Annotated in this window: 21 protein-coding genes; 12 read left to right on the forward strand and 9 right to left on the reverse strand. The window is 65.9% G+C overall.

The window, feature by feature from the left end:
• Positions 1 to 54 precede the first annotated feature (54 nt).
• Entirely contained in the window at positions 55 to 480 is a 426-nt protein-coding gene (locus Q9R31_RS15285; RefSeq protein WP_311263560.1) for a phage holin family protein, read from the reverse strand.
• A gap of 105 nt (positions 481 to 585) precedes the next feature.
• Between Q9R31_RS15285 and Q9R31_RS15290 the strand changes: the two genes are divergently transcribed.
• The 5 genes from Q9R31_RS15290 to Q9R31_RS15310 all read left to right on the forward strand — a co-directional run bounded on the left by Q9R31_RS15290 (position 586) and on the right by Q9R31_RS15310 (position 6,211).
• Positions 586 to 1,704, forward strand: a complete 1,119-nt coding sequence (locus Q9R31_RS15290) for a histidinol-phosphate transaminase (RefSeq protein ID WP_311263561.1) — start codon at positions 586 to 588, stop codon at positions 1,702 to 1,704.
• 150 nt (positions 1,705 to 1,854) lie between these two features.
• Positions 1,855 to 3,087 carry a pyruvate dehydrogenase (acetyl-transferring) E1 component subunit alpha gene (gene pdhA / locus Q9R31_RS15295; protein ID WP_311263562.1) on the forward strand — a complete coding sequence of 411 codons (1,233 nt, stop codon included), beginning with the start codon at positions 1,855 to 1,857 and terminating at the stop codon, positions 3,085 to 3,087.
• Positions 3,087 to 4,067 (forward strand): alpha-ketoacid dehydrogenase subunit beta, encoded by a 981-nt coding sequence (locus Q9R31_RS15300; RefSeq protein WP_311263563.1) that lies wholly within the window; start codon positions 3,087 to 3,089, stop codon positions 4,065 to 4,067. Before pdhA ends, Q9R31_RS15300 begins: the two co-directional genes overlap by 1 nt.
• A gap of 7 nt (positions 4,068 to 4,074) precedes the next feature.
• A complete protein-coding gene (locus tag Q9R31_RS15305; RefSeq protein ID WP_311263564.1) occupies positions 4,075 to 5,562 on the forward strand; it encodes a 2-oxo acid dehydrogenase subunit E2 in 1,488 nt (495 codons plus the stop codon).
• A gap of 31 nt (positions 5,563 to 5,593) precedes the next feature.
• Complete coding sequence (locus Q9R31_RS15310) at positions 5,594 to 6,211, forward strand: phosphatase PAP2 family protein (RefSeq protein ID WP_311263565.1); 618 nt, start codon at positions 5,594 to 5,596, stop codon at positions 6,209 to 6,211.
• Between the two features lie 27 nt (positions 6,212 to 6,238).
• Here the strand turns inward: Q9R31_RS15310 and Q9R31_RS15315 are convergent, their stop codons facing one another.
• From Q9R31_RS15315 to Q9R31_RS15335, 5 genes are all read right to left on the reverse strand, one after another.
• Positions 6,239 to 6,574, reverse strand: a complete 336-nt coding sequence (locus Q9R31_RS15315) for a hypothetical protein (RefSeq protein WP_311263604.1) — start codon at positions 6,572 to 6,574, stop codon at positions 6,239 to 6,241.
• A 179-nt stretch (positions 6,575 to 6,753) separates the two neighbouring features.
• A complete protein-coding gene (locus tag Q9R31_RS15320; protein WP_311263566.1) occupies positions 6,754 to 7,182 on the reverse strand; it encodes a universal stress protein in 429 nt (142 codons plus the stop codon).
• Between the two features lie 44 nt (positions 7,183 to 7,226).
• On the reverse strand, positions 7,227 to 8,519 hold the full coding sequence (locus Q9R31_RS15325; RefSeq protein WP_311263567.1) for a PLP-dependent aminotransferase family protein: 1,293 nt from the start codon (positions 8,517 to 8,519) through the stop codon (positions 7,227 to 7,229).
• A gap of 70 nt (positions 8,520 to 8,589) precedes the next feature.
• Positions 8,590 to 9,273, reverse strand: coding sequence for a hypothetical protein (locus Q9R31_RS15330; protein ID WP_311263568.1), 684 nt, complete (start codon positions 9,271 to 9,273; stop codon positions 8,590 to 8,592).
• A gap of 197 nt (positions 9,274 to 9,470) precedes the next feature.
• Entirely contained in the window at positions 9,471 to 10,028 is a 558-nt protein-coding gene (locus tag Q9R31_RS15335; RefSeq protein ID WP_311263569.1) for an NADPH-dependent FMN reductase, read from the reverse strand.
• A 119-nt stretch (positions 10,029 to 10,147) separates the two neighbouring features.
• On the opposite strand from Q9R31_RS15335, the gene Q9R31_RS15340 reads away from it, so the two are divergent.
• From Q9R31_RS15340 to Q9R31_RS15365, 6 genes are all read left to right on the forward strand, one after another.
• Entirely contained in the window at positions 10,148 to 10,759 is a 612-nt protein-coding gene (locus Q9R31_RS15340) for a TetR/AcrR family transcriptional regulator (protein ID WP_397428257.1), read from the forward strand.
• A gap of 268 nt (positions 10,760 to 11,027) precedes the next feature.
• A complete protein-coding gene (locus Q9R31_RS15345) occupies positions 11,028 to 12,011 on the forward strand; it encodes an ABC transporter permease (RefSeq protein WP_311263570.1) in 984 nt (327 codons plus the stop codon).
• Between the two features lie 2 nt (positions 12,012 to 12,013).
• Positions 12,014 to 13,003: an ABC transporter permease gene (locus Q9R31_RS15350; RefSeq protein ID WP_311263571.1), complete on the forward strand. Its 990-nt coding sequence runs from the start codon at positions 12,014 to 12,016 to the stop codon at positions 13,001 to 13,003.
• The gene (locus Q9R31_RS15355; RefSeq protein WP_311263572.1) at positions 13,000 to 15,198 is read left to right on the forward strand and encodes an ABC transporter ATP-binding protein; all 2,199 of its coding nucleotides are present in this window, start codon (positions 13,000 to 13,002) and stop codon (positions 15,196 to 15,198) included. The genes Q9R31_RS15350 and Q9R31_RS15355 overlap by 4 nt, the downstream gene beginning before the upstream one ends.
• Positions 15,199 to 15,247: 49 nt before the next feature.
• On the forward strand, positions 15,248 to 16,963 hold the full coding sequence (locus Q9R31_RS15360) for an ABC transporter family substrate-binding protein (protein ID WP_311263573.1): 1,716 nt from the start codon (positions 15,248 to 15,250) through the stop codon (positions 16,961 to 16,963).
• A 117-nt stretch (positions 16,964 to 17,080) separates the two neighbouring features.
• The gene (locus Q9R31_RS15365; RefSeq protein ID WP_311263574.1) at positions 17,081 to 18,142 is read left to right on the forward strand and encodes a Gfo/Idh/MocA family oxidoreductase; all 1,062 of its coding nucleotides are present in this window, start codon (positions 17,081 to 17,083) and stop codon (positions 18,140 to 18,142) included.
• A 75-nt stretch (positions 18,143 to 18,217) separates the two neighbouring features.
• Here the strand turns inward: Q9R31_RS15365 and ald are convergent, their stop codons facing one another.
• Positions 18,218 to 19,336: an alanine dehydrogenase gene (gene ald, locus Q9R31_RS15370; RefSeq protein WP_142118425.1), complete on the reverse strand. Its 1,119-nt coding sequence runs from the start codon at positions 19,334 to 19,336 to the stop codon at positions 18,218 to 18,220.
• Positions 19,337 to 19,570: 234 nt separating this feature from the next.
• Here ald and Q9R31_RS15375 point away from each other — a divergent pair, with 234 nt between their 5' ends.
• Entirely contained in the window at positions 19,571 to 20,791 is a 1,221-nt protein-coding gene (locus Q9R31_RS15375) for a helix-turn-helix domain-containing protein (RefSeq protein WP_311263575.1), read from the forward strand.
• On the opposite strand, the gene Q9R31_RS15380 is transcribed toward Q9R31_RS15375, so the two are convergent.
• Both Q9R31_RS15380 and Q9R31_RS15385 read right to left on the reverse strand, forming a co-directional pair.
• Complete coding sequence (locus tag Q9R31_RS15380; RefSeq protein ID WP_311263576.1) at positions 20,754 to 21,524, reverse strand: alpha/beta hydrolase; 771 nt, start codon at positions 21,522 to 21,524, stop codon at positions 20,754 to 20,756. The two genes, Q9R31_RS15375 and Q9R31_RS15380, sit on opposite strands and share 38 nt — an antisense overlap.
• Before the next feature lie 53 nt (positions 21,525 to 21,577).
• Positions 21,578 to 22,000, reverse strand: a complete 423-nt coding sequence (locus Q9R31_RS15385; protein ID WP_311263577.1) for a helix-turn-helix domain-containing protein — start codon at positions 21,998 to 22,000, stop codon at positions 21,578 to 21,580.

Here is a 22,000-nt window from a genome sequence, read left to right on the forward strand (position 1 = left end):
CCGGGTACCTGTTTCCGCCCGGGTTCCTACTTAGGGGCCAACCCCGGACGGGCGTCAGCGCCTGCCGCCCGGCAGCAGACCCGCTGCCAGTGAGACCAGGGAGATGATGATGGCGGCCAGGACAGCTGTCCAGAAGAAGGAATCGATGGTGAGGTGCACCGGCGTATAACTGCTGATCCAGGCCGTCAGGTACAGCATGGCGGCGTTGATCACGATCGCGAACAGGCCAAGGGTCAGGATGGTGATGGGAAGCGCCAGGAGCCTGACCAGTGGCCGCACGAAAGCGTTCACCACACCGAAGATGAGGCCAATAAAGAGGTAGGCCAGGACAATCCCAATGGTTTCGGTGTCCTGCGAAATACCGGTCCTGGCAACGGCATCCGAGGCCGCTGTACTGGAGATGTCCATTCCCGGCAGGATCCAGCTGGCCACCCAAAGAGCTGCGGCATTGACGATGACCCGGAGGATAAGTGAACCCATGCCACCATGCTTCCATACGGTCCTGACGCACGGCTGGCAGGATGCCCTCAATTTCACTGGACTGCTCCCCGATCCCGCCGGGGGCTTGGAAGTAGGCTAGAAGCCATGACTTCACCTGAGACCAGGGCCGGCAGCATCGCACCCCGCCCGGTGTTGGAACGGCTGCCCCGCTATGCTGCAGGAAAGCCGCCGGCCGCCGTCAGCGGACTGGTCAGCTACAAGCTGTCGTCGAACGAAAACCCGCTGCCGCCGATTCCGGCCGTCCTCGAGGCAATCGCCGGCCAGTCGGACTTCAACCGGTACCCGGATCCGCTGAGCAGCAAACTCCGGGCCGCGCTCGCAGAATTCCTTGACGTGCCCGCGGATGACATCGTCACCGGTGCCGGGAGCCTGGGCGCCTTGAACCAGATCCTCGCGGCCTTTGCCGGGCAGAACGAGGACGGCAAGGCGGACGAAGTCATCTATGCATGGCGCTCCTTCGAGGCGTACCCCATCAGCGTGGGCCTGGCGGGCGCCCACAGTGTGCGCATCCCCGTAACCGCGGACGGGCGGCATGACCTGCAGGCGATGGCCGCCGCCGTGACCGCCCGTACCAAGGTCGTCCTTCTCTGCACGCCCAACAATCCCACCGGACCAGCTCTTGGCGCGGCCGAAACCGAGGCCTTCATCCGGTCAGTGCCGGCCGACGTCGTGGTGGTCATCGATGAGGCCTACCAGGAGTTTGTGAGGGCCGAAGACGCCGTGGACGGGATCGACCTCTACCGCAAATACTCCAACGTGGTGGTGCTCCGGACCTTTTCCAAAGCACACGGCCTGGCCGGCCTCCGCGTTGGCTACAGCGTCTCCCAGCCGGAACTGACCCAATACCTCCGGGTTGCCGCAACCCCGTTCGCCGTCTCCCAGATAGCCGAAAAAGCAGCAATTGTTTCCCTTGGAAATTTCGCCCAGGTTGTGGAAAGGGTACAAAAACTGGTCGATGAGCGGACGCGGGTAACAGAGGGTCTCCGGGAGCTTGGATGGGAGGTTCCGGATGCCCAGGGCAACTTCGTTTGGCTCGCACTTGGCGCTGAAAGTGCCGGCTTCGCGGACCTCGCAGGGACCCAGGCCCTTTCCGTGCGGGCCTTCCCAGGGGAGGGCGTGAGGGTCAGCATCGGGGAGCCCGAGGCCAACACCCGGTTCCTCCAGTTGTGTGCCGACTATACAAAGGCGCCGGCAACTTCCTAGCACTTAACAAGTAGCCCTCCCGCTACCTACCGAAGATAAAGTTAGGATCAGTAAGCCAATGTATATGCCGCAAAGGGAATGTATTCCTCATGAGGCATATATCCCAGCGACATTTGCATTGCATCCGGATGCGGCAAGCAAGGAGACGGTATGGGCACTCATCTGCCTTCCACCGAGTTCGACGGAACAGCGGTAGACGACCAGCGGGAAGCCGATGCTGAGGCCGTTATGGGCGAGCCCGCGGCCCAGATGGTGCAGCTGCTCGGCCCCGACGGGCAGTTGGGTGCCGACCCGGTTTTCAGCGCCTATGCGGACAAACTGACCCCGGAGGACCTGCGCAGGCTGTACGCGGACATGGCCGCGATCCGCCGGTTCGACGTTGAAGCCACGGCCCTTCAGCGGCAGGGCCAACTGGCACTGTGGGTGCCGTTGACGGGCCAGGAAGCCGCGCAGATCGGCTCGGGCAGGGCCAGCCAGCCGCAGGACTACATCTTCCCGACGTACCGTGAGCACGGCGTGGCGCTGACCCGCAACGTGGATCTGGCAGAACTCCTGCGCCAGTTCCGGGGAGTTTCCAACGGCGGCTGGAATCCCAAGGACACCAACTTCCACCTGTACACGCTGGTCCTGGCGGCCCAGACCCTCCACGCGGTGGGCTACGCGATGGGGATCCAGCGCGACCAGAAGCTCGCCGCCGCGTCGGATGCGGCCCACGGGCAACCTGACGCGGCCGTCATCGCCTACTTCGGCGACGGAGCCAGCTCCGAAGGCGACGTGCACGAATCCATGGTGTTCGCCTCCTCGTACAAGGCGCCGGTGGTGTTCTTCTGCCAGAACAACCACTGGGCCATCTCCGTACCCACCAACGTCCAGACCCGGGTGCCGCTCTCTAACCGCGCCAAGGGCTACGGTTTCCCCGGCATCCGGGTGGACGGCAATGACGTGATCGCCGTGCATGCCGTCACTGAGTGGGCGCTGGAGCATGCCCGCCAGGGCAACGGGCCCGTCCTCATCGAGGCGTTCACCTACCGGGTGGGCGCGCACACCACCGCCGACGATCCCACGAAGTACCGCCAGTCGACGGAGGAAGATGCCTGGCGCGCCAAGGACCCGCTGGCACGGCTTGAGAAGTACCTGCGTGCCGAAGGCCTTGCGGACGACGCCTTCTTCGCCAAGGTCAAGGCCGACGGCGATGAGCTGGCCGCCTATGTCCGGCGCACCGCCCATGACCTTGAAAACCCGGACATCCGGCAGGCCTTCGCCAACGTCTATGCCCAGGCGCACCCGTTGGTGGCCGAGGAACTGGCGTGGTTCGAGGAGTACAGCGCAGGATTCGCCGGCGAGGAAGAGTCCGCCGGGCAGGCAGCAAAGGCAGGCCACTGATGACCACCATGACCATCGCCAAGGCCATAAACGAGGGCCTTCGGGCCACCCTGGCCGCAAACCCCAAGTCGCTGCTGATGGGCGAGGACATTGGCCCCCTGGGCGGTGTGTACCGGGTAACGGACGGACTGATAGGTGAATTCGGCCCGGACCGCGTGGTGGACACCCCGCTGGCCGAATCCGGCATCATCGGCACCGCCATCGGCCTGGCCCTGCGCGGGTACAGCCCCGTCTGCGAGATCCAGTTCGACGGATTCGTCTTCCCCGGGTTCAACCAGATCACCACCCAGTTGGCCAAGATGCACGCCCGCAGCCACGGCAACCTCACCGTTCCCGTCGTCATCCGCATCCCCTACGGCGGCGGCATCGGCTCCGTTGAGCACCACTCCGAATCCCCCGAAGCGCTGTTCGCCCACACGGCGGGCCTGCGCATCATCACCCCCTCCAACCCGCACGACGCCTACTGGATGATCCAGCAGGCCGTGGAATGCCAGGACCCGGTGATCATCTTCGAACCCAAGCGCCGCTACTGGCTCAAGGGCGAAGTGGACGTCCAGGCGCCCGGCCCGTCCGAAGACCCGTTCAAGGCCCACGTGCTGCGTCAGGGCACTGATGCCACCATCGTCGCCTACGGCCCCCTGGTTCCCGTGGCCCTTGCCGCCGCCAACGCCGCGGCGGAGGACGGCAGGAGCGTGGAGGTCATTGACCTCCGGTCCATCTCGCCGATCGACTTTGATACCGTCACCGCCTCCGTCCAGAAGACAGGCCGGTTGATCGTGGCGCACGAGGCACCCACGTTCGGTGGAATCGGCGGTGAGATCGCCGCGCGCATCAGTGAGCGTGCCTTCCACTCGCTCGAGGCTCCGGTGATCCGCGTCGGCGGATTCCATATGCCCTATCCCGTTGCCAAGGTGGAGGAAGACTACCTTCCGGACATTGACCGCATCCTGGAGGCGCTGGACCGCGCCCTCTCCTACTGAGGACACCATGACCCTGAACAAGTTCAACCTGCCCGATGTCGGCGAGGGCCTCACCGAAGCGGAGATCGTCTCCTGGAAGGTCAAGCCGGGCGATGCCGTTGCCATCAACGACGTCCTCTGCGAGATCGAAACCGCCAAGTCCATCGTGGAACTGCCGTCCCCGTATGCCGGGACGGTCAGCGAACTGCTGGTGGAGGAAGGCGTGACCGTTGACGTCGGCACTGCCATCATCAGCGTCAGCGACGACGTCTCCGGCGACCCTACGCCGGCCGACGTCCGTGCGCCGGCAGGCCTCGGTGCCCAGGAAACGCCAGTGCAGCCGCTCTACGGCAAGTTGCCGGAGGACGCCCCGGAAGACGCAGCGGCCGACGGCGGCACTGGCGGAAGTGCCCCGGCCGGCGGTCCGCTGGTGGGTTCCGGCCCCAAAGCCGATGCCGTCAAGCGGCGCCCCCGGAAGACCGCGCCCGCCGCTGCCGTGACGGTGAACGCCCCGGAGGTTGAGCCTGTGCAGCCGCGCACACCCGCCGAGGTGTCCGCCATCGAACCCGCCGCCGTCGACGACCGTCCCACCTTTGGCGGCACCATAACGGGCCTCGTCAACCGGGTGCTGGCCAAGCCCCCGGTCCGAAAGATCGCGCGGGACCTGGGCATCGACCTCGCGGATGTTGTTGCCACCGGTTCACGGGGCGAGGTGACGCGCGAGGATCTGGTCAGCTACCAGGCGCAGCGCGACGCCGAACTGGACAAGGCGGACGGCTTCTGGGGCAAGGCCGGAAAACCGCAGGACCAGCGCGTGGAGCGCATCCCGGTCAAGGGCGTCCGCAAGGCCACGGCGAAGGCGATGGTCGAATCCGCGTTTGCAGCACCCCATGTCAGCATCTTCGTGGACGTCGATGCCAGCCGGACCATGGAGTTCGTCAAGCGGCTCAAGGCCTCCCGCGACTTCGAGGGCATCAAGGTTTCGCCGCTTCTCATCCTGGCCAAGGCCGTCATCTGGGCCGCCGCCCGGAACCCCAGCGTCAACGCATCATGGGTGGACAGCGAAGACTCGGACGCGGCTGAAATCCATGTCAAGCACTTCATGAACCTGGGCATTGCCGCGGCAACCCCGCGCGGCCTGATGGTCCCCAACATCAAAAACGCCCAGGACCTGTCCCTGAAGGAGTTGGCCCTGGCGCTGAACAGCCTGGCCACCACCGCCAGGGCCGGGAAGACCCAGCCCGCCGAGATGCAGGGCGGCACGCTCACCATCACCAACATCGGTGCCCTGGGCATCGACACCGGCACGCCCATCATCAACCCGGGCGAGGTGGCGATCGTTGCCTTTGGAACCATCAAGCAAAAGCCCTGGGTCCTGGACGGTGAGGTGATTCCCCGGTGGATCACCACCCTGGGAGGATCCTTCGACCACCGCGTGGTGGATGGTGACCTGTCCGCCCGCTTCATGGCCGACGTCGCGGCCATCCTGGAAGAGCCCGCGCTCCTCCTGGACTAGGGCTGTGGGACCAGGGCTCTTGGACAAGGACGTGACGGCAGGCAGCGGCTCCATCCGGGTCAGGAACCACACCGCCAAGTGGCTGACGGAGGTTTTCCAGCCCCCGGTGGTGGTCAGCATCCAACTGCTGGTCAGCCCCCTGCCGGAGGCCGGATTCCCCGGCACCATCGGCTACGGGGCATTGGCGGCCCTCTTTGTGTGCGTGCTTCCGCTCCTGGTGCTGCTGGCGCTGGTCAGGCTGGGGAAGGTCACCGACCATCACGTGAGCGACCGGAAGCAGCGCGCCCCTGTACTCCTGATGGCACTGGGCTGCATTGCTGCCGGTTTGCTGGTGCTGACCGCCGTCGACGCGCCGCCGAGTGTAACGGCCATGGTGCTGGCGGTGGTGGGCGGAGTAGCCGTACTGGCGGCCGTCAGTCCGTTCTGGAAAATGAGCGGCCATGCCGCCGCGGTGTCCTGCGCCGCCGTCGTGCTGGTGCTGATGCTTGGCGCCGCTTGGGCGCCGCTGCTGCTCCTGGTTCCGGCGGTCAGCTGGTCACGGGTGGTCCTGCGGGCGCATACCCCGGCGCAGGTGCTGGCCGGTTCGCTCTTTGGCGGTGTGGTGATGGCGGGGATTTGGTGGCTGCTGCAGGGCTGGCTGGTCCACTGAAGCGTACCGTTCGGTAAGCGCCGTGCCCTAGTACGCGGAGTAGGCGGCGAAGGCCTCGAGCAGGGCAGGATCAGTGGTGGTTCCCAGAACCACGGCGGCCGCGGTCATCAGGCCGCCCATCACGGCCGCCATCCCGGCCCAGGCCCCCAGCAGCTTCCAGTCCTCGCGCAGGACGCTCCGCACGGTCTGGGGAAGCTCGAGTCCCGGTGCGATGAGGTTGGGGGCGCTGTCCAGGGTGCCATCATCAAGGAGTGCAACAACCCTGCCGTTGCTGCGGTCCACCCGCATGGAGCAGATGTGGTTTCCGTGGCGGGCCAGGAGGATGTCGTGGCCAACGAGCTGGCGGCGCTGCATGGTGATCAAGGGGAGCCCTTCGCTGGGGGTGGATTCGTCAGTGTCCACGCCTTTGGGGGCCTCCTTCGATTTTATCGGTGGAGAACAGGGCGAAACCCGTTTGAGCCGGTGAGAACGGACACCCCCCGCAGCGATATCCGCCACCACGGGGAGTGTCCGGCGTTACGCCGGCACCCGGAAGTAAAGGGTCAGTCGGCGTCGTAGGTGTTGGCGATGTACACGTCGCAGGGTGCATTGTGGGCGACACTGTTGGCCACGCTGCCAAGGACCCGCCCGATGCCCTGCATGCGCCGGTTTCCCACCACGATGATCCGGGCATCCATGCGGAGGGCTTCCTTGATGAGGGCGTCGGCGGGCCGTCCGCGCGCCGCGGAGTAGGTCACCGTGATGTCGCGGCCCAGCGATTCCGCCACCGTCCTGGCAACCTGCTCCGCAGCGTCGGCGTCAGACACGATCCAGCGGTCGCTGCCGCTGCCGAACACCTCGGTCTTGTCGCTGTCGAAGGCGGACACGACGTGCAGGGACGCACCTAAAGCTGCCGCCAGGTCCCTTGCTGACTCCGCCGCCTTCTTCGCGGTCCCGCTGCCGTCAACCCCTACAACGATGATTCCAGCCATATGCATGCTCCTTTGCTCGGTTTTCGGCACTCGTGTGGCTTACGCTACAGCGCGGCGATGGCTTCCTGCAGCACCGGCGCCAACCGGCGCACTCCCTCGGCGATGGCTTCGGGAGGTACGGCGCTGAAGGCGAGCCTCAGCTTGTTGGACGGCTCGTCCGACGGCGTGAAGGCAGCGCCGGGGATAAACACGACGCCGGCGTCGATCGCCTTGTGCAGCAGCGGGTAGGTGTCAACGCCCTCAGGCAGCGTCACCCAGACAAAGAAGCCGCCCTGCGGGCTGGTCCAGGTGGCTCCCGCGGGCATGTAGTCCTCGAGGGCGGCCAGCATGGCCCGGCAGCGCTCGGCGTACAGGCCGCGGTAGGTTTCGATCTGGCCTTTCCAGTCGTACTCACGCAGGTAGGCCGAGACCAGCATCTGGTTCAGGGCGGGCGGGCAGAGCGTCACCGATTCCGCGGCCAGGTAATAGCGGCGCTGCAGGTGCTCCGGCACGAGGGCCCAGCCGATCCGGAGACCGGGTGCGAAGATTTTGGAGAAGGACCCCAAGTAGATGACGTCGTCAGCGTTTGCGGCGCGCAGCGGAGCCAGGGGCTCCCCATCGAAACGGAGCAGGCCGTATGGGTTGTCCTCGAGGACCAGGATATTCGCCCTGCGGCATATATCGACTACCTGCTGCCTGCGTTCCCTGGCAAGGGTTATCCCGGATGGATTGTTGAAGTTGGGGATGGTGTAGAGGAACTTGATGCTCCTGCCGGCCAGCTGCAGGGCAGCGATCCGTGCCTCCAGCAGCTCCGGAACCAGGCCGTACTGGTCCATCTCTACGGTCTCCACCTGGACCTGGTAGGCCTCGAACGTGTTCAGGGCACCCACGTAGGTGGGATCTTCCACCAGCACTACGTCCCCCGGGTTGCAGAAGAGCTTGGTGGCCACGTCCTGGGCCGACTGGGAGCCTGCGGTGATCACTACGTTCTGCGGCCGGGCGTCCAGGATGCCTTCGGCGGCCATGACCTCGCAGATTTGTGTGCGAAGCTCCGCAGTTCCCTGCCCCGCCCCGTACTGGAGTGCGGTCAGGCCGTCCTCTCCGATGATTTTGGCTGCCGTAGCTGCCAGCCGTTCCAGGGGGAGTGACTGCAGGTACGGGCTTCCCCCCGCCAGGGACACGAGCCCGGGCCGCAGGGAGATGTCGAAAACATCCCTGACGGCCGACTGCCGGATGTTCGCCGCACGCTCGGAGAACAGCTCCTCGTGCCGGTGTGCGGATGTGGCGGCACGCTCGATCGCGTCAATGGCTTCGGCGGGCAGCGTGCCCGCCGAGGCGTCAAGTGTTTCGTGGGTCACAAGGTCAGGATACAGCCCGTTGTTGCTTGAGTAGCAACAAGCGTTTATCAACGAATCACAGACCGCAGCCCTACTTCAGTTTCAGGACATCGCCGAGGAGCTGTCCATTGATGTAGATATCAGCCCTGATTGCACCCACCGCCGCAAGGGCTGTCTGCGTGAGCTGTGCCTCCACGCGCGGAAGGTCGCAGGTTCCGCCGGGCTTCAGGGTGCCCGCCAGGTAGACCGTGACGGTTGTGCCGTCAAAACTGCCGGACAGGAATGTCAGCCGGGAGCCGCCCAGCGCGTTGTAGAGCCCGCCTGGCTGCTGTTCGCCGTCCAACAGGGCACTAATCGCCGCCTTGAGCCGAGCATCCCCCGCGCCACCCACCGGGGCGGAGCCGACCAGGCTGTCGTTGCAGCCAAAGCGCACGCCATGCCTCCCGCCGTCGTCCACCATCACGAAGTAGGCCATTACCGGCGGGGCCGTAGCGGCGGCACTGCTGCCTGGCCCGGAGGATGCCGCTGCGGAAGGGGTACTTTCCGGCTTTCCGGCCGCCTTGCCGTACTCGGGGCCAGGAGCGCTGCTGCCCATTGTGGGCGGAAGGAGGGCCATCGGGGCCGGGCTGGTTCCGGCAGTTCCAGTGGGCGCGGGCAGGGAGGACACTCCGGGCTGGGGGAGCGGGGCGCTGCAAGCGGTGAGCAGCAGCGCAAGGCAGCCCGCCGCCGCCAGTGCGCCGCGGCCACCACCGCCCCAACTCCGTCTTTTTGCCATGCGGCACCGCAATCCGATCCGGTAGGTCCAGTGGATTAACGCTACGGCGGCCCTTGCCCGCTCGGATGACCGGAAGGTACCGGTTGGGACAAGAGTTGGTCACGGGGCCGGAAGTGTCCTGAACCGGAGGTGAACTTAAGGCAGCAGCGCCCGGCACGCGGAGTTGCGTGCCGGGCGCTGCGAGGTTGCGCGGAAGCTTACGCTGCCGGAGCTGCGGCGGCCAGGGTATCGAAGATGCCCTTGATCTGCTCCACTACTTCTGCGTCGTCCTTGGGGTGGACTTCGGCAAAGCGGACCATGGAGCCGGGGACGGCGAGCTTGACGTCTTCGAGGATCTGGGCACCGGCGATGCCGGCGGCCTTGCGCGCCTCATCCTGGGCCCAGACGCCGCCGTACTGGCCAAACGCCGTACCGACGACGGCGGTCGGCTTGCCTGCCAGGGCGCCGGCACCGAAGGGGCGGGAGAGCCAGTCGATGGCGTTCTTGAGGGCGGCGGGAACAGTGCCGTTGTGTTCGGGGGTGACCAGCAGGAGGGTGTCGGCCTCTTCGGCGGCGGCGCGCAGTGCTGCGGCGGCAGCCGGCACCTGGCCTTCCACGTCAAGGTCCTCGTTGTAGAACGGGATGTTGCCCAGGCTTTCGTGGATCACTACTTCCACCTGCTCGGGCGCGTTGAGCTGAATGGCTTCCGCCAGCTTCTGGTTGGTGGACTCGGCACGGAGGCTGCCTACAAGGGTAAGAACGGTGCTCTTGGTCATGGAAACTCCTGGCTAGGGTCGCGGCGGGAACCGCGTTTGGTTGAACAGAGGCTCATGGAGCCTTCACCGGACTAAACGGACCGCAGTCCGGTTATATTCCCCGCAGCTACACTGTCTTTGTGAGTTCCATCCCAGTGCGGCCGGAAATGACACCGGCAACGGCCGCGGAACGCAGCGATGCTGCCAGGAACCGGGAGCGGCTCCTGCTGGCTGCCCGGGAACTGATCGGGCAGGGCGGGGCAGCGGCACTCACCATGGACCGCCTGGCGGAGCACGCCGGCGTGGGCAAAGGCACCGTTTTCCGCCGCTTCGGCAGCCGCGCCGGATTGATGCTGACGCTGCTGAACGACTCGGAGGCCGCCTTCCAGGCCCGCGTCCTGTTCGGCCCCCCGCCCTTGGGGCCAGGGGCTGCGCCGCTCGACCGGCTCGTTGCCTTTGGCGCCGAACGCATCGTTTACGTACTGGAATACGGGGACCTGGTCCTGGCGGCCGAACACGCCTCCCGCAACAGGTTTGACGTCCCGGCCGCAGCCCTTTGGAACCGGCACGTGGAGATGCTCCTGCGCGAAGGCGGTTTCGATTCCCCTGAGCCGTGGCTGATGGCAGGATCCCTCAATGCCACCCTGGACCCGGAGCGGCTCCTTCACCTGGTCCGTGAACATGGAGTAACGGGCCGCCGGCTGTCTGCTTCCTGGCGGGATCTTGTCACACGAGTGGTGCGCGGCGCGTAGATTACGCGGTGGAACGCCTTTTCGTCCAGTCAAACCAACTTCACAGAACTATTCATAACGATCTGATACGGCCCGTCTGGTTTCCGGGGATTACGGCCCTTTTCCGGCCAAGGCTTGTGATAGTTTCCTCTGGAATGTGACCCGCGACATAGTCCACCAGGACCTGCCCCTTGGGGCTGCGGGAGGCCAGCTACCCGCTGGTGCAGAACCTGGCGAGGCGGCACAATCCGTGCTTGTCCGGGGACGACGGAAGGATCCAGCAGCGCACATGCTCAAGTACCTCGCCAAGCGCGGCATCACCTACGTGGTGATGATCTTCCTGACCACATCCGCCGGCTACTTCCTGGCTGTCAGCTCGCTCAAGCCGGCGCTCCTCGAGCAGGAACGCATCCCCCGCCCCACGCCGGAACAGGTTGCCAACTCAATGCGGCTCAAGGGCCTGGACCCGGACCTCAGCCCGTGGGAGCGGTACGTTGGCTGGCTCACCGGGATCGTCACCCGGTGGGACTGGGGCCGGAGCCCAAACGGCGCCTACATCAATGCCGAGTTTGGGGACCGCGTCTGGATCTCCACGCGGCTCTTCCTGGCATCCATCATCCTGACCCTGGTGATCGGCGTCGCGCTTGGCGTCTATTCGGCGGCCCGGCAGTACAGGTTCCAGGACCGCGTCATTACTTCCTACAGTTACCTTGCGTACATTGTGCCCGCGCCCATCGCCTATTTCCTGGTTCAGCTCGGAGCCATCAACGTCAATGAATCCGTAGGGGACCGCATCTTCTTCGTCACGGGCATCTCCACTCCCGGCACAGCGCCTGGCTGGCCCCAGTTCATTGACCTGGCGGGGCATTACGTGGTGCCCACAGTGGCCATCACGCTCGTGGGTTGGGGCGCCTACCAGATTGCGCAGCGGCAGTACCTGCTGGACAACGTCAACGCCGACTTTGTCCGCACCGCTCGGGCCAAGGGCCTCAGCCGGAACCAGGCCATCGCCCGGCACGCGCTCCGCGTCTCCTTCATCCCCGTGGCCCAGAGCATCGCGTTCACCATCCCCGCCATCTTCGCCGGCGGCTTCTTCGCCGAAAAGATCTTTGCCTGGCCGGGTGTTGGCTCCTGGAGCATCGATGCCATCTCGCTGCAGGACGTCAACGCCGCCACGGCCACCCTGGCCTACGGCTCCGTAATCTTCGCCATTGGTGCCATCCTGGCGGACTTCGCCACCACGCTTGTCGACCCGAGAGTGCGGGTGCAGTAGCCATGACCAACCTGAACGCCGTTGACCCGGCAGCCGCGGCACAGGACGCGCACCTGGAAAGTGCCGACGTCGTCATTGGCAAAAACACCATCATCTTCCGCCGCTTCCTTCGCAACAAGATGGCAGTGGCGGGCCTTGCCATCTTCCTGGCCCTGACCGTTTTCTCGTTCATCGGCGGGTTCTTCACACCGTGGGACAAGGAAACCATCGACCCCTTCAACATCGGGATGCCGCCGTCGACCGACCACCTCCTCGGCACGTCCCAGGCCGGCATCGACCTCTACGCCATGACCGTCGAGGGCACCAGGATCTCCATCCTGATAGGCCTGGTGGTAGGCCTGGTATCGGTCCTGATCGCCGCTGTCTACGGCTGCAGCATGGCCTATTTCGGCGGCAAGGTGGACAAGGTCATGCTGTTCATCCTGGAGGCGCTGATCATGATGCCGGCGCTCCTGGTGGTGGCGGTCGCCACCAGCGGCGGCGGTGCCGGCCTCAAGCGCGACCTTCCCTCATGGCTGCTGCTCATCATCGTCCTGCTGGTGTTCAGCTGGATGGGCACCGCCCGGTTGATCCGCTCCATGTCCATGTCCCTCATGCAGCGTGACTTCGTCAAGGCGGCCCAGTACATGGGTGTCCCGCCGCGCCGCATCGTCTGGCGGCACCTGGTGCCGAACATCGGCTCGCTCCTGATCCTGGACATCACCCGCGGCGTCACGGCTGCCATCCTCGCCGAGGTGGCCTTTTCCTTCATCGGCATCGGGATCAAGGTCCCGGACGTGAGCCTCGGCGTGCTGATCGGCGGCGCCACCTCCCAGGTGCAGACCTTCCCCTGGATGTTCTGGGTTCCGCTGGCCGTCATGTTCCTGCTGACCGGCTCCCTGGCCATGATGAACGACGGCCTGCGGGACGCGTTCGACCCCAGCTCCAGTTCCACCGGCAAAGCCAAGAAGGCCAAGGCCGGGACAGTCCGCGCGGAAAAGAAGACGGCATGAGCAGCGAAACCACCACCGGAGCCATGGAACCCGCGCGGTCGCACGTGGAGCGCCTGCACGTGGCAGGACTGCACGCCCCTACCGACGCAGTGCTGTCGGTCCGTGACCTGAACGTCAGCTTCAGTTCCGAGAACGGCGTGGTCCACGCCGTCAGGGGCGTCGACTTCGACCTGATGCCCGGCAAAACCCTGGGAATCGTGGGTGAATCCGGCTCCGGCAAATCGGTCACCTCACTGGCCATCATGGGACTCCTCCCGCCCACGGCCCAGGTCTCCGGCTCCGTCCGGCTCAAGGGCCGGGAGCTGCTGGGGCTGAGCGACAAGGCCATGTGCGAATACCGCGGGAACGACCTCGCCATGGTCTTCCAGGACCCGCTCTCCTCCCTTACGCCCGTATTCACGGTGGGCACCCAGATCATCGAAGCGCTGACCATCCACCACCCCGCCATGAGCAGGAAAGCCAAAGAAGCCCGCGCCGTCGAGCTTCTGGCCATGGTGGGAATCCCCAGCCCCAGGGAACGGCTTAAAGCCTTCCCGCACGAGTTCTCCGGCGGCATGCGCCAGCGCGTCATGATCGCCATCGCCATCGCCAACAACCCCCGCGTCCTGATCGCGGATGAACCGACGACGGCACTGGACGTCACCATCCAGGCCCAGGTCCTTGAGGTGCTCCACACGGCGCAGGAGGAGACCGGTGCCGCGGTGGTGATGATCACGCACGACCTCGGCGTAGTGGCCGGCATGGCTGATGACATCATGGTCATGTACGCGGGCAAACCGGTGGAAACCGGGGCAGTGGATGACATCTACTACAACCCCCGGATGCCGTACACCATGGGCCTGCTCGGTGCCGTGCCCCGGGTGGATGTGGCGGAGAAATCCTCACTCGTTCCCATCGAGGGGATGCCGCCCAACCTGCTCCACGCCCCCACCGGATGCTCGTTCGCTCCCCGCTGCCCCCTTGCCTCTGAGGCCTGCCTGGACGGCGAGCCCGCCCTGGCGCCTGTGGACGGCGAGGCAGGGCACCGGGCGGCCTGCATCAAGTCCGAATCGCTCGGCGGGACGGTGGATGTCCACGATGTCTTCGCCGCCCCGCCGGTGCCGGTGTCCCGCTTCGACGCGGTCCCCCGGGCGGAGCGCTCCACGGTGCTGCAGCTCAAGGACGTTCGGAAGCATTTCCCGCTGACCAAGGGCGCCCTGATCAAGCGCAGGATCGGCACCGTCAAGGCCGTGGACGGCCTGAGCTTCGACATCCGGGAAGGTGAATGCTTCTCCATCGTCGGTGAGTCTGGATCAGGAAAGACCACCACGCTCCTGGAAATCATGGAGTTCCATCCGGACCAGGATGGCGAGGTGGTGATCGGCGGCCTCAGCAACAAAGAGGCGGCCGACGCGAAGACCAAAGCAAAGATGCGGCGCGAGCTGCAGATGGTGTTCCAGGACCCCACGGGCGCCCTGGATCCCCGGTTCACGGTGTACGAAGTCCTGGCCGAACCCCTGCAGAACGCGGGCATGGACCGTGCAGCCATCAGGAAACGGATCATGGAGCTGATGAAGCTCGTGGGCCTGCAGGCGGACCACGTCAACCGCTTCCCCAACCAGTTCTCCGGCGGCCAGCGCCAGCGGATCGGGATTGCCCGGGCCCTGGCCGTGAACCCCAAGCTGGTGGTCCTGGACGAACCCGTCTCGGCCCTTGACGTCTCAGTCCAGGCCGGAGTGATCAACCTCCTGGACCACCTGCGCGCCGAACTGGGCCTGAGCTACCTGCTGGTGGCGCACGACCTCTCCGTGGTGCGCCACATCTCCAACCGGGTAGCGGTCATGTACCTGGGCAAGATCGTGGAAATCGGTGCCGTGGACCGGGTGTTCGGCAACCCCCGCCACCCCTACACCCGGGCGCTCCTGTCCGCCATCCCCGTGCCGGACCCCCAGCTGGAACGCACCCGTGAACGCATCATCCTGCAGGGCGACCTGCCCTCGCCGCTGCAGGCACCCAAGGGCTGCAACTTCGCCACCCGTTGTCCTGTCTTCGCGGCGCTGCCGCCGGCCAAGCAGGAAAAGTGCCTCACCCTGGAACCGCCCCTGGAAGCCGCGGCGTCCGCCACGGACCAGCAGTTCGCCTGCTTCTTTCCGGACGGGGAACTGGACGAGGACATGCTGGTGGTCCACGAACCGGCGGACCACCATGCGCCCTAGGACTTCTCGACCCACACGCACCACCACTCGCACCAATGAAGGGAAAACCATGAGGAAACTGAACAGGATCGGCGGAGCTGCAGCCGTTGCTGCGGCCCTGGCGCTGACGGCCTGCGGCGGTGGCGGTGCCAGCGGCCCCGAAACAGCCAAGGGACAGCAATCGGGAAGCGACCTGTCCAAGTTGATCAGCATCAACGAGAAGCCGGCAGCCGATCTGCAGCAGGGCGGCAAGGTGACCCTTCCGTTGGGCAACATCGGGCCGGACTTCAACGGGTTCTCCAACAACGGCAACAGCGCGGACAACTCGGCCCTGCAGGTCCCCATGAACCCCGTGGCCATGAACAGCGGCGGCACGGGCGGCTGCTGGAAGGTGGACTTCAAGGGCAAGGTCACGCCCAACACGGATTTCTGTGAGTCGGTGGACAGCGAGGTCAAGGATGGCAAGCAGACCATCACCATCAAGGTGAACCCCAAGGCCACCTACAATGACGGCACGCCCATCGACGTCAAGGCCTTCAAGAACACCTGGAACATCCTCAAGAGCCCGGATGCCGGCTACGACATCGTCAGCTCGGGGGCCTACGAATTCGTTGACTCCGTCGAGGCGGGCAGCAATGACAAGGAAGTCATCGTCAAGACCAGCCGCCCGGTCTTCCCCGTGGATTCGCTGTTCTTCGGGCTCATCCACCCGGCCGTCAACACCCCCGAGATCTTCAACGAGGGCTTCAACGGCAACATGCACCCCGAATGGATGGCCGGTCCCTTCAAGCTCGACCAGTACGACACCGCCGCCAAGACCGTAACCCTGGTCCCGAACGACAAATGGTGGGGCCAGAAGCCGGTCCTTGCCAACGTAACCTTCCGGCAGCTGGAAACCAGCGCCCAGATCGCCGCGTTCAAGAACGGCGAGATTGACGCCATGTCGGCCAACACCATCTCCCTCTACAAGCAGCTTGATGGCAGCAAGGACTCCGACATCCGTCGTGGCCAGCGTCTGTTTGCCGGCGGCCTGAACCTGAACGCCCAGCGCATCACCGACGTCAACGTCCGCAAGGCCATCTTCGCCGCCGTGGACCGTGAAGCCCTGCGCAAGGTCCGCTTCAACGGCCTGAACTGGGAGGAGCCCAGCTCCGGCTCCATGATGCTCCTGCCGTTCTCGGACTACTACCAGGACAACTACCCGGTCAAGGAAACCGGCCCCGATGCCGCCAAGAAGGTCCTCACCGACGCCGGCTACAAGGCCAACGCCAACGGGATCATGGAGAAGGACGGCAAGCCCGCCGCCTTCAAGATCAGCAACTTCGGCGATGACCCCACCACCCTGGCAGTGGCCCAGACCCTCCAGAAGCAGCTTCAGGCAGGCGGCATGGATGTCGGGATTGACCAGCGCGCCTCCGCCGACTTCGGCAAGGTCCTGGGCAGCCGTGAATTCGACCTGAGCATCTCGGGCTACACCGTTGGTCCGGACGCCACCGATGCCGTGAAGCAGTACTACGATTCCAAGACGAACGAGAACAAGCTGGGCGACGCCGAGCTGGACAAGAAGATCGCCGACCTCGCCTCCATCGAGGACAACGCCGCCCGCAACAAGGCAGCGATGGATGTGGAGAAGGAGCACATGGCCAAGTACTACTCCATGGGCGTGGTCTTCAACGGCCCGCAGATCTCCTTCGTCCGCACCGGCCTGGCCAACTACGGCCCGTCCCTCTTCCAGAGCCTCTCGCAGGTTCCGGACTGGACCACCATCGGCTGGGAAAAGAAGTAACACCCCGGCTGTAGCCGCATAACGCCCAAGCCGGCATCCCTGGACACCCGGGGGTGCCGGCTTCGGCGTTTCACTGTGCTTGTCCAACGGTGCCAGGCCGGGGGTAGCGTAGCTTCCATGACCGGAACTGAAGGCGACCGCCGCACCATCCGCACCGCCGTCGTCGGCTACGGGCTTGCCGGCAGCGTATTCCACGCGCCGTTGCTGGCGGCCAACAGCAGTTACTCGCTCGACGTCGTGGCCACGTCCGACGCCGGGCGGCGGGCGGCTGCCTCATCCCGGCTTCCGGGGGCGGCAGTGGTGCGCGACGGCGGCGCCGTCCTTGAGCAGGCAGCTGACCTTGACCTTGTGGTCCTGGCGACCCCGCCAGCGACGCATTATCCGCTGGCCAAAGCGGCGCTGGAGGCGGGGCTGGACGTGGTGGTGGACAAACCCTTCGCGGTCACCAGCGGGCAGGGGCAGGAACTGGTTGACCTGGCGCGGCAGCTGGGCCGGGTGCTGACCGTGTTCCACAACCGGCGGTGGGATGGTGACTTCCTCACGCTGCGCAAGCTGCTGGCCGCCCAGGCCCTTGGCAACGTGACCAGGTTCGAATCGTGCTTCGAGCGGTGGTCCCCGGCCATCGGCAAAGCCTGGAAGGCGCGGGCCACGGCTGGTGACGGGGGAGGGGTCCTGTTCGATCTTGGCAGCCACCTGATTGACCAGGCGCTGCAACTGTTTGGCCCGGCCACCGTGCTGCACGCCGAGCTGACGGCCCGGCGGTCGGACGAGCGGGCGGATGATGACGTCTTCCTGGTCCTCCGGCACGATTACGGTGTGACAAGCCACCTGACCATGAACATGCTGTGCGCGCAGCAGGGCCCGCGCTTCCGGGTGCTGGGCTCAATCGGGGGCTTCACCAAGAACGGCGTTGACCCGCAGGAGCCATATATGGCGGCCGGCGGCAATCCCCTGGATCCCGACTACGGCCAGGAGGCGCCCGAATGGGCAGGCCTCCTGGGCCGCGACGGCCACCTGGACCGCCTCCCCACCGAACGCGGCGCGTACCCCGAGTTCTACCGGATCCTGGCGGAGAAGATCCTCGACGGCGGCGCAAAGTCAGCCCGGCCCCTCCCGGTAAACCCGGAAGACGCCGTCGAGGTCCTCAAGCTGATCGAGGCCGCCCGGGAACTGGCTTAAACCAATCATCGATTGCTCCGCATCTGCCGTTTTGAGGGTTCAAAAGGGCGCGTACGGAGCAATCGATGAGGGGCCTTACGCCGAAACCAGCTCGTGCCAGTCGGCGACGAGGGGCAGGTCGTGGGCCTCGGACACGGAGTGGTGTGCCACGTGGCCGGCGGCGATGTTCAGGCCGGCGGCGAGGGCGGGGTCGCGGTCGAACGCGGCCTTGACGCCCAGGTTGGCCAGGGACACGGCGTAGCGCAGGGTGACGTTGGTCAGCGCGTAGGTGGAGGTGTTGGGCACGGCGCCGGGCATGTTGGCCACGCAGTAGAAGATGGTGTTGTGCACCTTGTAGGTGGGTTCCTGGTGCGTGGTGGGGTGCGTGTCCTCGAAGCAGCCGCCCTGGTCCACGGCGATGTCCACCAGGACCGAGCCGGGCTTCATCCGGGCCACGAGGTCGTTGGTGACCAGCTTGGGAGCCTTGGCGCCCGGGATCAGGACGGAACCGATCACCAGGTCGGCGTCCACCACTGACTTCTCGATCTCGTACTTGTTGGAAGCGACCGTCTTCAGCCGGCCCTGGTACTGGGCGTCCAGCTCGCGCAGGCGGTTGATGTTGATGTCCAGGATGGTGACGTCTGCCCCCAGGCCCAGCGCCATGGCTGCGGCGTTCGTGCCGGCAACACCGGCGCCCAGGACAACCACCTTGGCGGGGCGAACACCGGGCACTCCGCCCAGCAGGACACCCTTGCCGCCGGCCGGAGCCATCAGCGAGGTGGCCCCCACCTGGACGGACAGGCGGCCGGCGACCTCGGACATCGGGGCCAGCAGCGGCAGTGAGCGGCCCTCCTGGACGGTCTCGTACGCGATGGCGGTGACGCCGGAGTTGATGAGCTCCCTGGTCAGCTCCGGCTCGGCAGCCAGGTGCAGGTAGGTGAAGAGGATCAGGCCCTTGCGGAAGCGGTGGTACTCGGCCTTGATGGGTTCCTTGACCTTCATCACCATGTCCGCGCGGGCCCAGACGTCGTCCGCCTCGTTGACGATCTCAGCGCCGGCGATCGAGTATTCCTCATCGGTTATACCTGATCCCAGCCCGGCTCCGCGCTCCACCAGGACGGTGTGGCCGTGGGTGAGGAACTCGTGGACGCCGGCCGCGGTGATGGCCACGCGGAATTCGTTGTTCTTGATTTCTTTGGGGACGCCGATGATCATCGTCTGCTCCAGGGTGTGGGGCCGGTAGGCCGTCAAAACGGAAGGGATTTCGTGTTTCAACGATAAATCCCGCTGTGAGCCACCTGACATGCCGGGGGCCAGGAAGCGGGCACGGGAGCCGCGTGATTCCGCGGTTTTGACCGCTTTTGATTCGACATCTGTCGAGGCGTGAAGCGTCAGGTGTCGCCTCGTGTCCGTTCGTCCGCGGCGCTTTCCAGGCAGTACTGTTGGCCCATGCAGCAGCAGGGTGTGGAACAACTTGTGGAACAGGTGGCGCAGAAGCTGGGACGCGGCCTGTCCCTCGAGGACCTGGACGGCCTGCTGCTTGCCTACAGCTCCAACCAGTCCCATGCCGACCGGGTGCGGGTGAACTTCCTCCTGAGCAAGAAAGTCCCGGCGGACGTGAGTGCGTGGCAGCTTTCGCACGGCATCGCCACCGCCGTGCGGCCCGTTGTGGTCCCGGCCAATCCGGACCTGGGCATGCTGGGCCGGGTCTGCGTTCCGCTCATGGTGCGGGGCTTCCGCGTGGGCTACCTCTGGGTGCAGCAGGACTCCGCGGAGGAAAGCCCGACGGCGATCCTCACCCAGCTGCCGGGCGTGAACCACGAGCTTGAGCTGCTGTCCGGCCTCCTGCTCGACTCGAATACGGCCGAATCTGAATTCCGGCGGGGCCGGGAGCGGGAGTTCCTCGCCGCCTGCGCGGGCGAACCCAACGCCGTGGCCGCCGTTGCCGGCTGGAAGGAAGTCCAGGGCCGGGGGCCGTGGCAGATGGTCACGGTACTCGATGCCGACGGCTGGTCCAGCGGACCGGACCCCATCGCGTCCACCCTGATCCACCGCTCAACTGCTCTCCAGGCAACTGTGGGGATGGATGCCGCCCTCTTCAGCGCCGGCACGGAGACCCATTCCGTGGTGCTGTTCCGCGAGTCGACAGGCCGGGCCAACCACGCCCAGGTCCTGGTCCACTACCAGCTGGAGCTTGCCAAGCGCTCCGGCCGACCGGTCCACCGGATCATCCTGGGCATCAGTGAGGGGTTCGCCAAGACCCGCCAGCTGCCGGAGGCATACCGGCAGGCGCGGGTAGCAGCGCAGGCGGCAGCCGTGGACCCCCAGCTGGGTGAACTGGTGGATTGCCGTGCAGCGGGCGTGTACCAGCTTCTCGCGTCGGCCGGGGGAGGCGTGGGGGCCTGGGCGGATTCCGGCTCGGTGTACTTCCGGATGCTTGAGGACCACGACCGCAATGACGAGCTCATCCCCGTCCTGGAACTCCTGTATGACAACGACGGTTCCGTGCAGGACGTGGCGGGCAGGCTCCACCTGCACCGCAGCAGCATCTACAACAGGCTGGGCCGGATCCGGCAGCTGCTGGGCGTGGACCCGCTGAAGGGCATGCCCCGCCTGGAGCTGCACGCTGCACTCAAGATGCGGCGCTGGGCGGCGCGGCCCAGGATCTGATGGCGTCCGCAACCTGCCGGGGCCGCACGTGCTGGGCCACATGCCCTGCGCGGCCAATCTCAACCAAGCTGCCCTGCGGTACAACCCGCGAGAGCCGGAGCGACCACTTGGCGCCCGCCACCGGGTCATGCTTTCCGCGCAGGACCAGCACGGGCACGTTGATGCCCGCCAGCCGCAGCTCCGTGGGGTAGGCCATCATGACGGGAAGCTCCGTGAAGTACCAGCGCGGGCCGCAGCGGAAATAGTCCGAGAAGACCAGCCAGTTGGAGGAGGCACTTTCCCTGAGGAGCGAGTCCAGGAACAGTGCCAGGCCCTGCCGCCGGATGCTGCGGTGCTGCGAGTCGACCACGGGGCCCATCAGCACCAGCCGCCGTGCCTGCTCCGGTGCGTAGAGCGCCGCTTCAATGGCGAACTGGACCCCCATCGAATGTCCCACCAGGATGTACGGGCCAATGCCGCAGGCCTTCAACGCCTGCGCAATGAAGGCGCCGTAGTCCTCCACCGACAACTGCCGCCCGGGTTTGGGTGTACCGGCAAAGCCCGGCAGGTCCAGGGAATAGGTGGGGGCAACGGCGGCGAGCTCACCGTGCAGGCGCCGAAGGTAGCGATGGGAGACACCGATGCCGTGGATAAGGATGTACGCCGGCGCGGCGGGATCGCCTGTGCTTTCCAGTCCCGGCGCAGGTGTTCCGTCAGCCCAAAGGATGCGGCCGTGGAACCCGTCGGCCTCCACGTCGGCTGATTGCAGCCGTGGCTCCTTCCGGCCCCCGGGCCACGTAACACGCACTATTCGCCCGTTCCGGCGCCGGCCCCGGCGTTCTTGTCATGCCTGCGTTTTTGCTCCGCAAGTTTCTGGCCTTCGAGCCAGCCCATGATGTCAGCTGTCCGGATCCGCCGGTGCGAGCCGCGGTACTCCACCGGGATCTCACCGCGGTCCGTCATGTTGCGCAGGTACGTGTGGGAAATCCCGGCCAGCTCGGCCGCCTGCGACGTGGTCAGCATCTCCTCCACGCTGCTCACTGTCACCGTTTCGCCGCGGCCCAGCCGGGCGAGGAGATCCACGACGGCGTCCCGGGCCTGGCCGGGCAGGCGGTGGACCGTGCCGTCCACGAAGACGGTGATGTCATTGCTGTCCTCCAGGGCGCACGCAAGGCTGCGGGCCTCGCCGGCGGGCAGGCCGGCCGTGATGCGGGGGGCTATCAGTGCCAT

Source organism: Pseudarthrobacter sp. BRE9 (assembly GCF_031844305.1).
In the GTDB taxonomy this organism is placed as follows: domain Bacteria; phylum Actinomycetota; class Actinomycetes; order Actinomycetales; family Micrococcaceae; genus Arthrobacter.

Coding starts and splice junctions, on each gene's coding strand:
- Q9R31_RS15300 (WP_311263563.1), top strand. CDS start 3,087: ATGACCACCATGACCATCGCCAAGGCCATAAACGAGGGCCTTCGGGCC.
- Q9R31_RS15365 (WP_311263574.1), top strand. CDS start 17,081: ATGACCGGAACTGAAGGCGACCGCCGCACCATCCGCACCGCCGTCGTC.
- pdhA (WP_311263562.1), top strand. CDS start 1,855: ATGGGCACTCATCTGCCTTCCACCGAGTTCGACGGAACAGCGGTAGAC.
- Q9R31_RS15350 (WP_311263571.1), top strand. CDS start 12,014: ATGACCAACCTGAACGCCGTTGACCCGGCAGCCGCGGCACAGGACGCG.
- Q9R31_RS15305 (WP_311263564.1), top strand. CDS start 4,075: ATGACCCTGAACAAGTTCAACCTGCCCGATGTCGGCGAGGGCCTCACC.
- Q9R31_RS15320 (WP_311263566.1), bottom strand. CDS start 7,182: ATGGCTGGAATCATCGTTGTAGGGGTTGACGGCAGCGGGACCGCGAAG.
- Q9R31_RS15330 (WP_311263568.1), bottom strand. CDS start 9,273: ATGGCAAAAAGACGGAGTTGGGGCGGTGGTGGCCGCGGCGCACTGGCG.
- Q9R31_RS15290 (WP_311263561.1), top strand. CDS start 586: ATGACTTCACCTGAGACCAGGGCCGGCAGCATCGCACCCCGCCCGGTG.
- Q9R31_RS15345 (WP_311263570.1), top strand. CDS start 11,028: ATGCTCAAGTACCTCGCCAAGCGCGGCATCACCTACGTGGTGATGATC.
- Q9R31_RS15385 (WP_311263577.1), bottom strand. CDS start 22,000: ATGGCACTGATAGCCCCCCGCATCACGGCCGGCCTGCCCGCCGGCGAG.
- Q9R31_RS15355 (WP_311263572.1), top strand. CDS start 13,000: ATGAGCAGCGAAACCACCACCGGAGCCATGGAACCCGCGCGGTCGCAC.
- ald (WP_142118425.1), bottom strand. CDS start 19,336: ATGATCATCGGCGTCCCCAAAGAAATCAAGAACAACGAATTCCGCGTG.
- Q9R31_RS15360 (WP_311263573.1), top strand. CDS start 15,248: ATGAGGAAACTGAACAGGATCGGCGGAGCTGCAGCCGTTGCTGCGGCC.
- Q9R31_RS15285 (WP_311263560.1), bottom strand. CDS start 480: ATGGGTTCACTTATCCTCCGGGTCATCGTCAATGCCGCAGCTCTTTGG.
- Q9R31_RS15375 (WP_311263575.1), top strand. CDS start 19,571: ATGCAGCAGCAGGGTGTGGAACAACTTGTGGAACAGGTGGCGCAGAAG.
- Q9R31_RS15335 (WP_311263569.1), bottom strand. CDS start 10,028: ATGACCAAGAGCACCGTTCTTACCCTTGTAGGCAGCCTCCGTGCCGAG.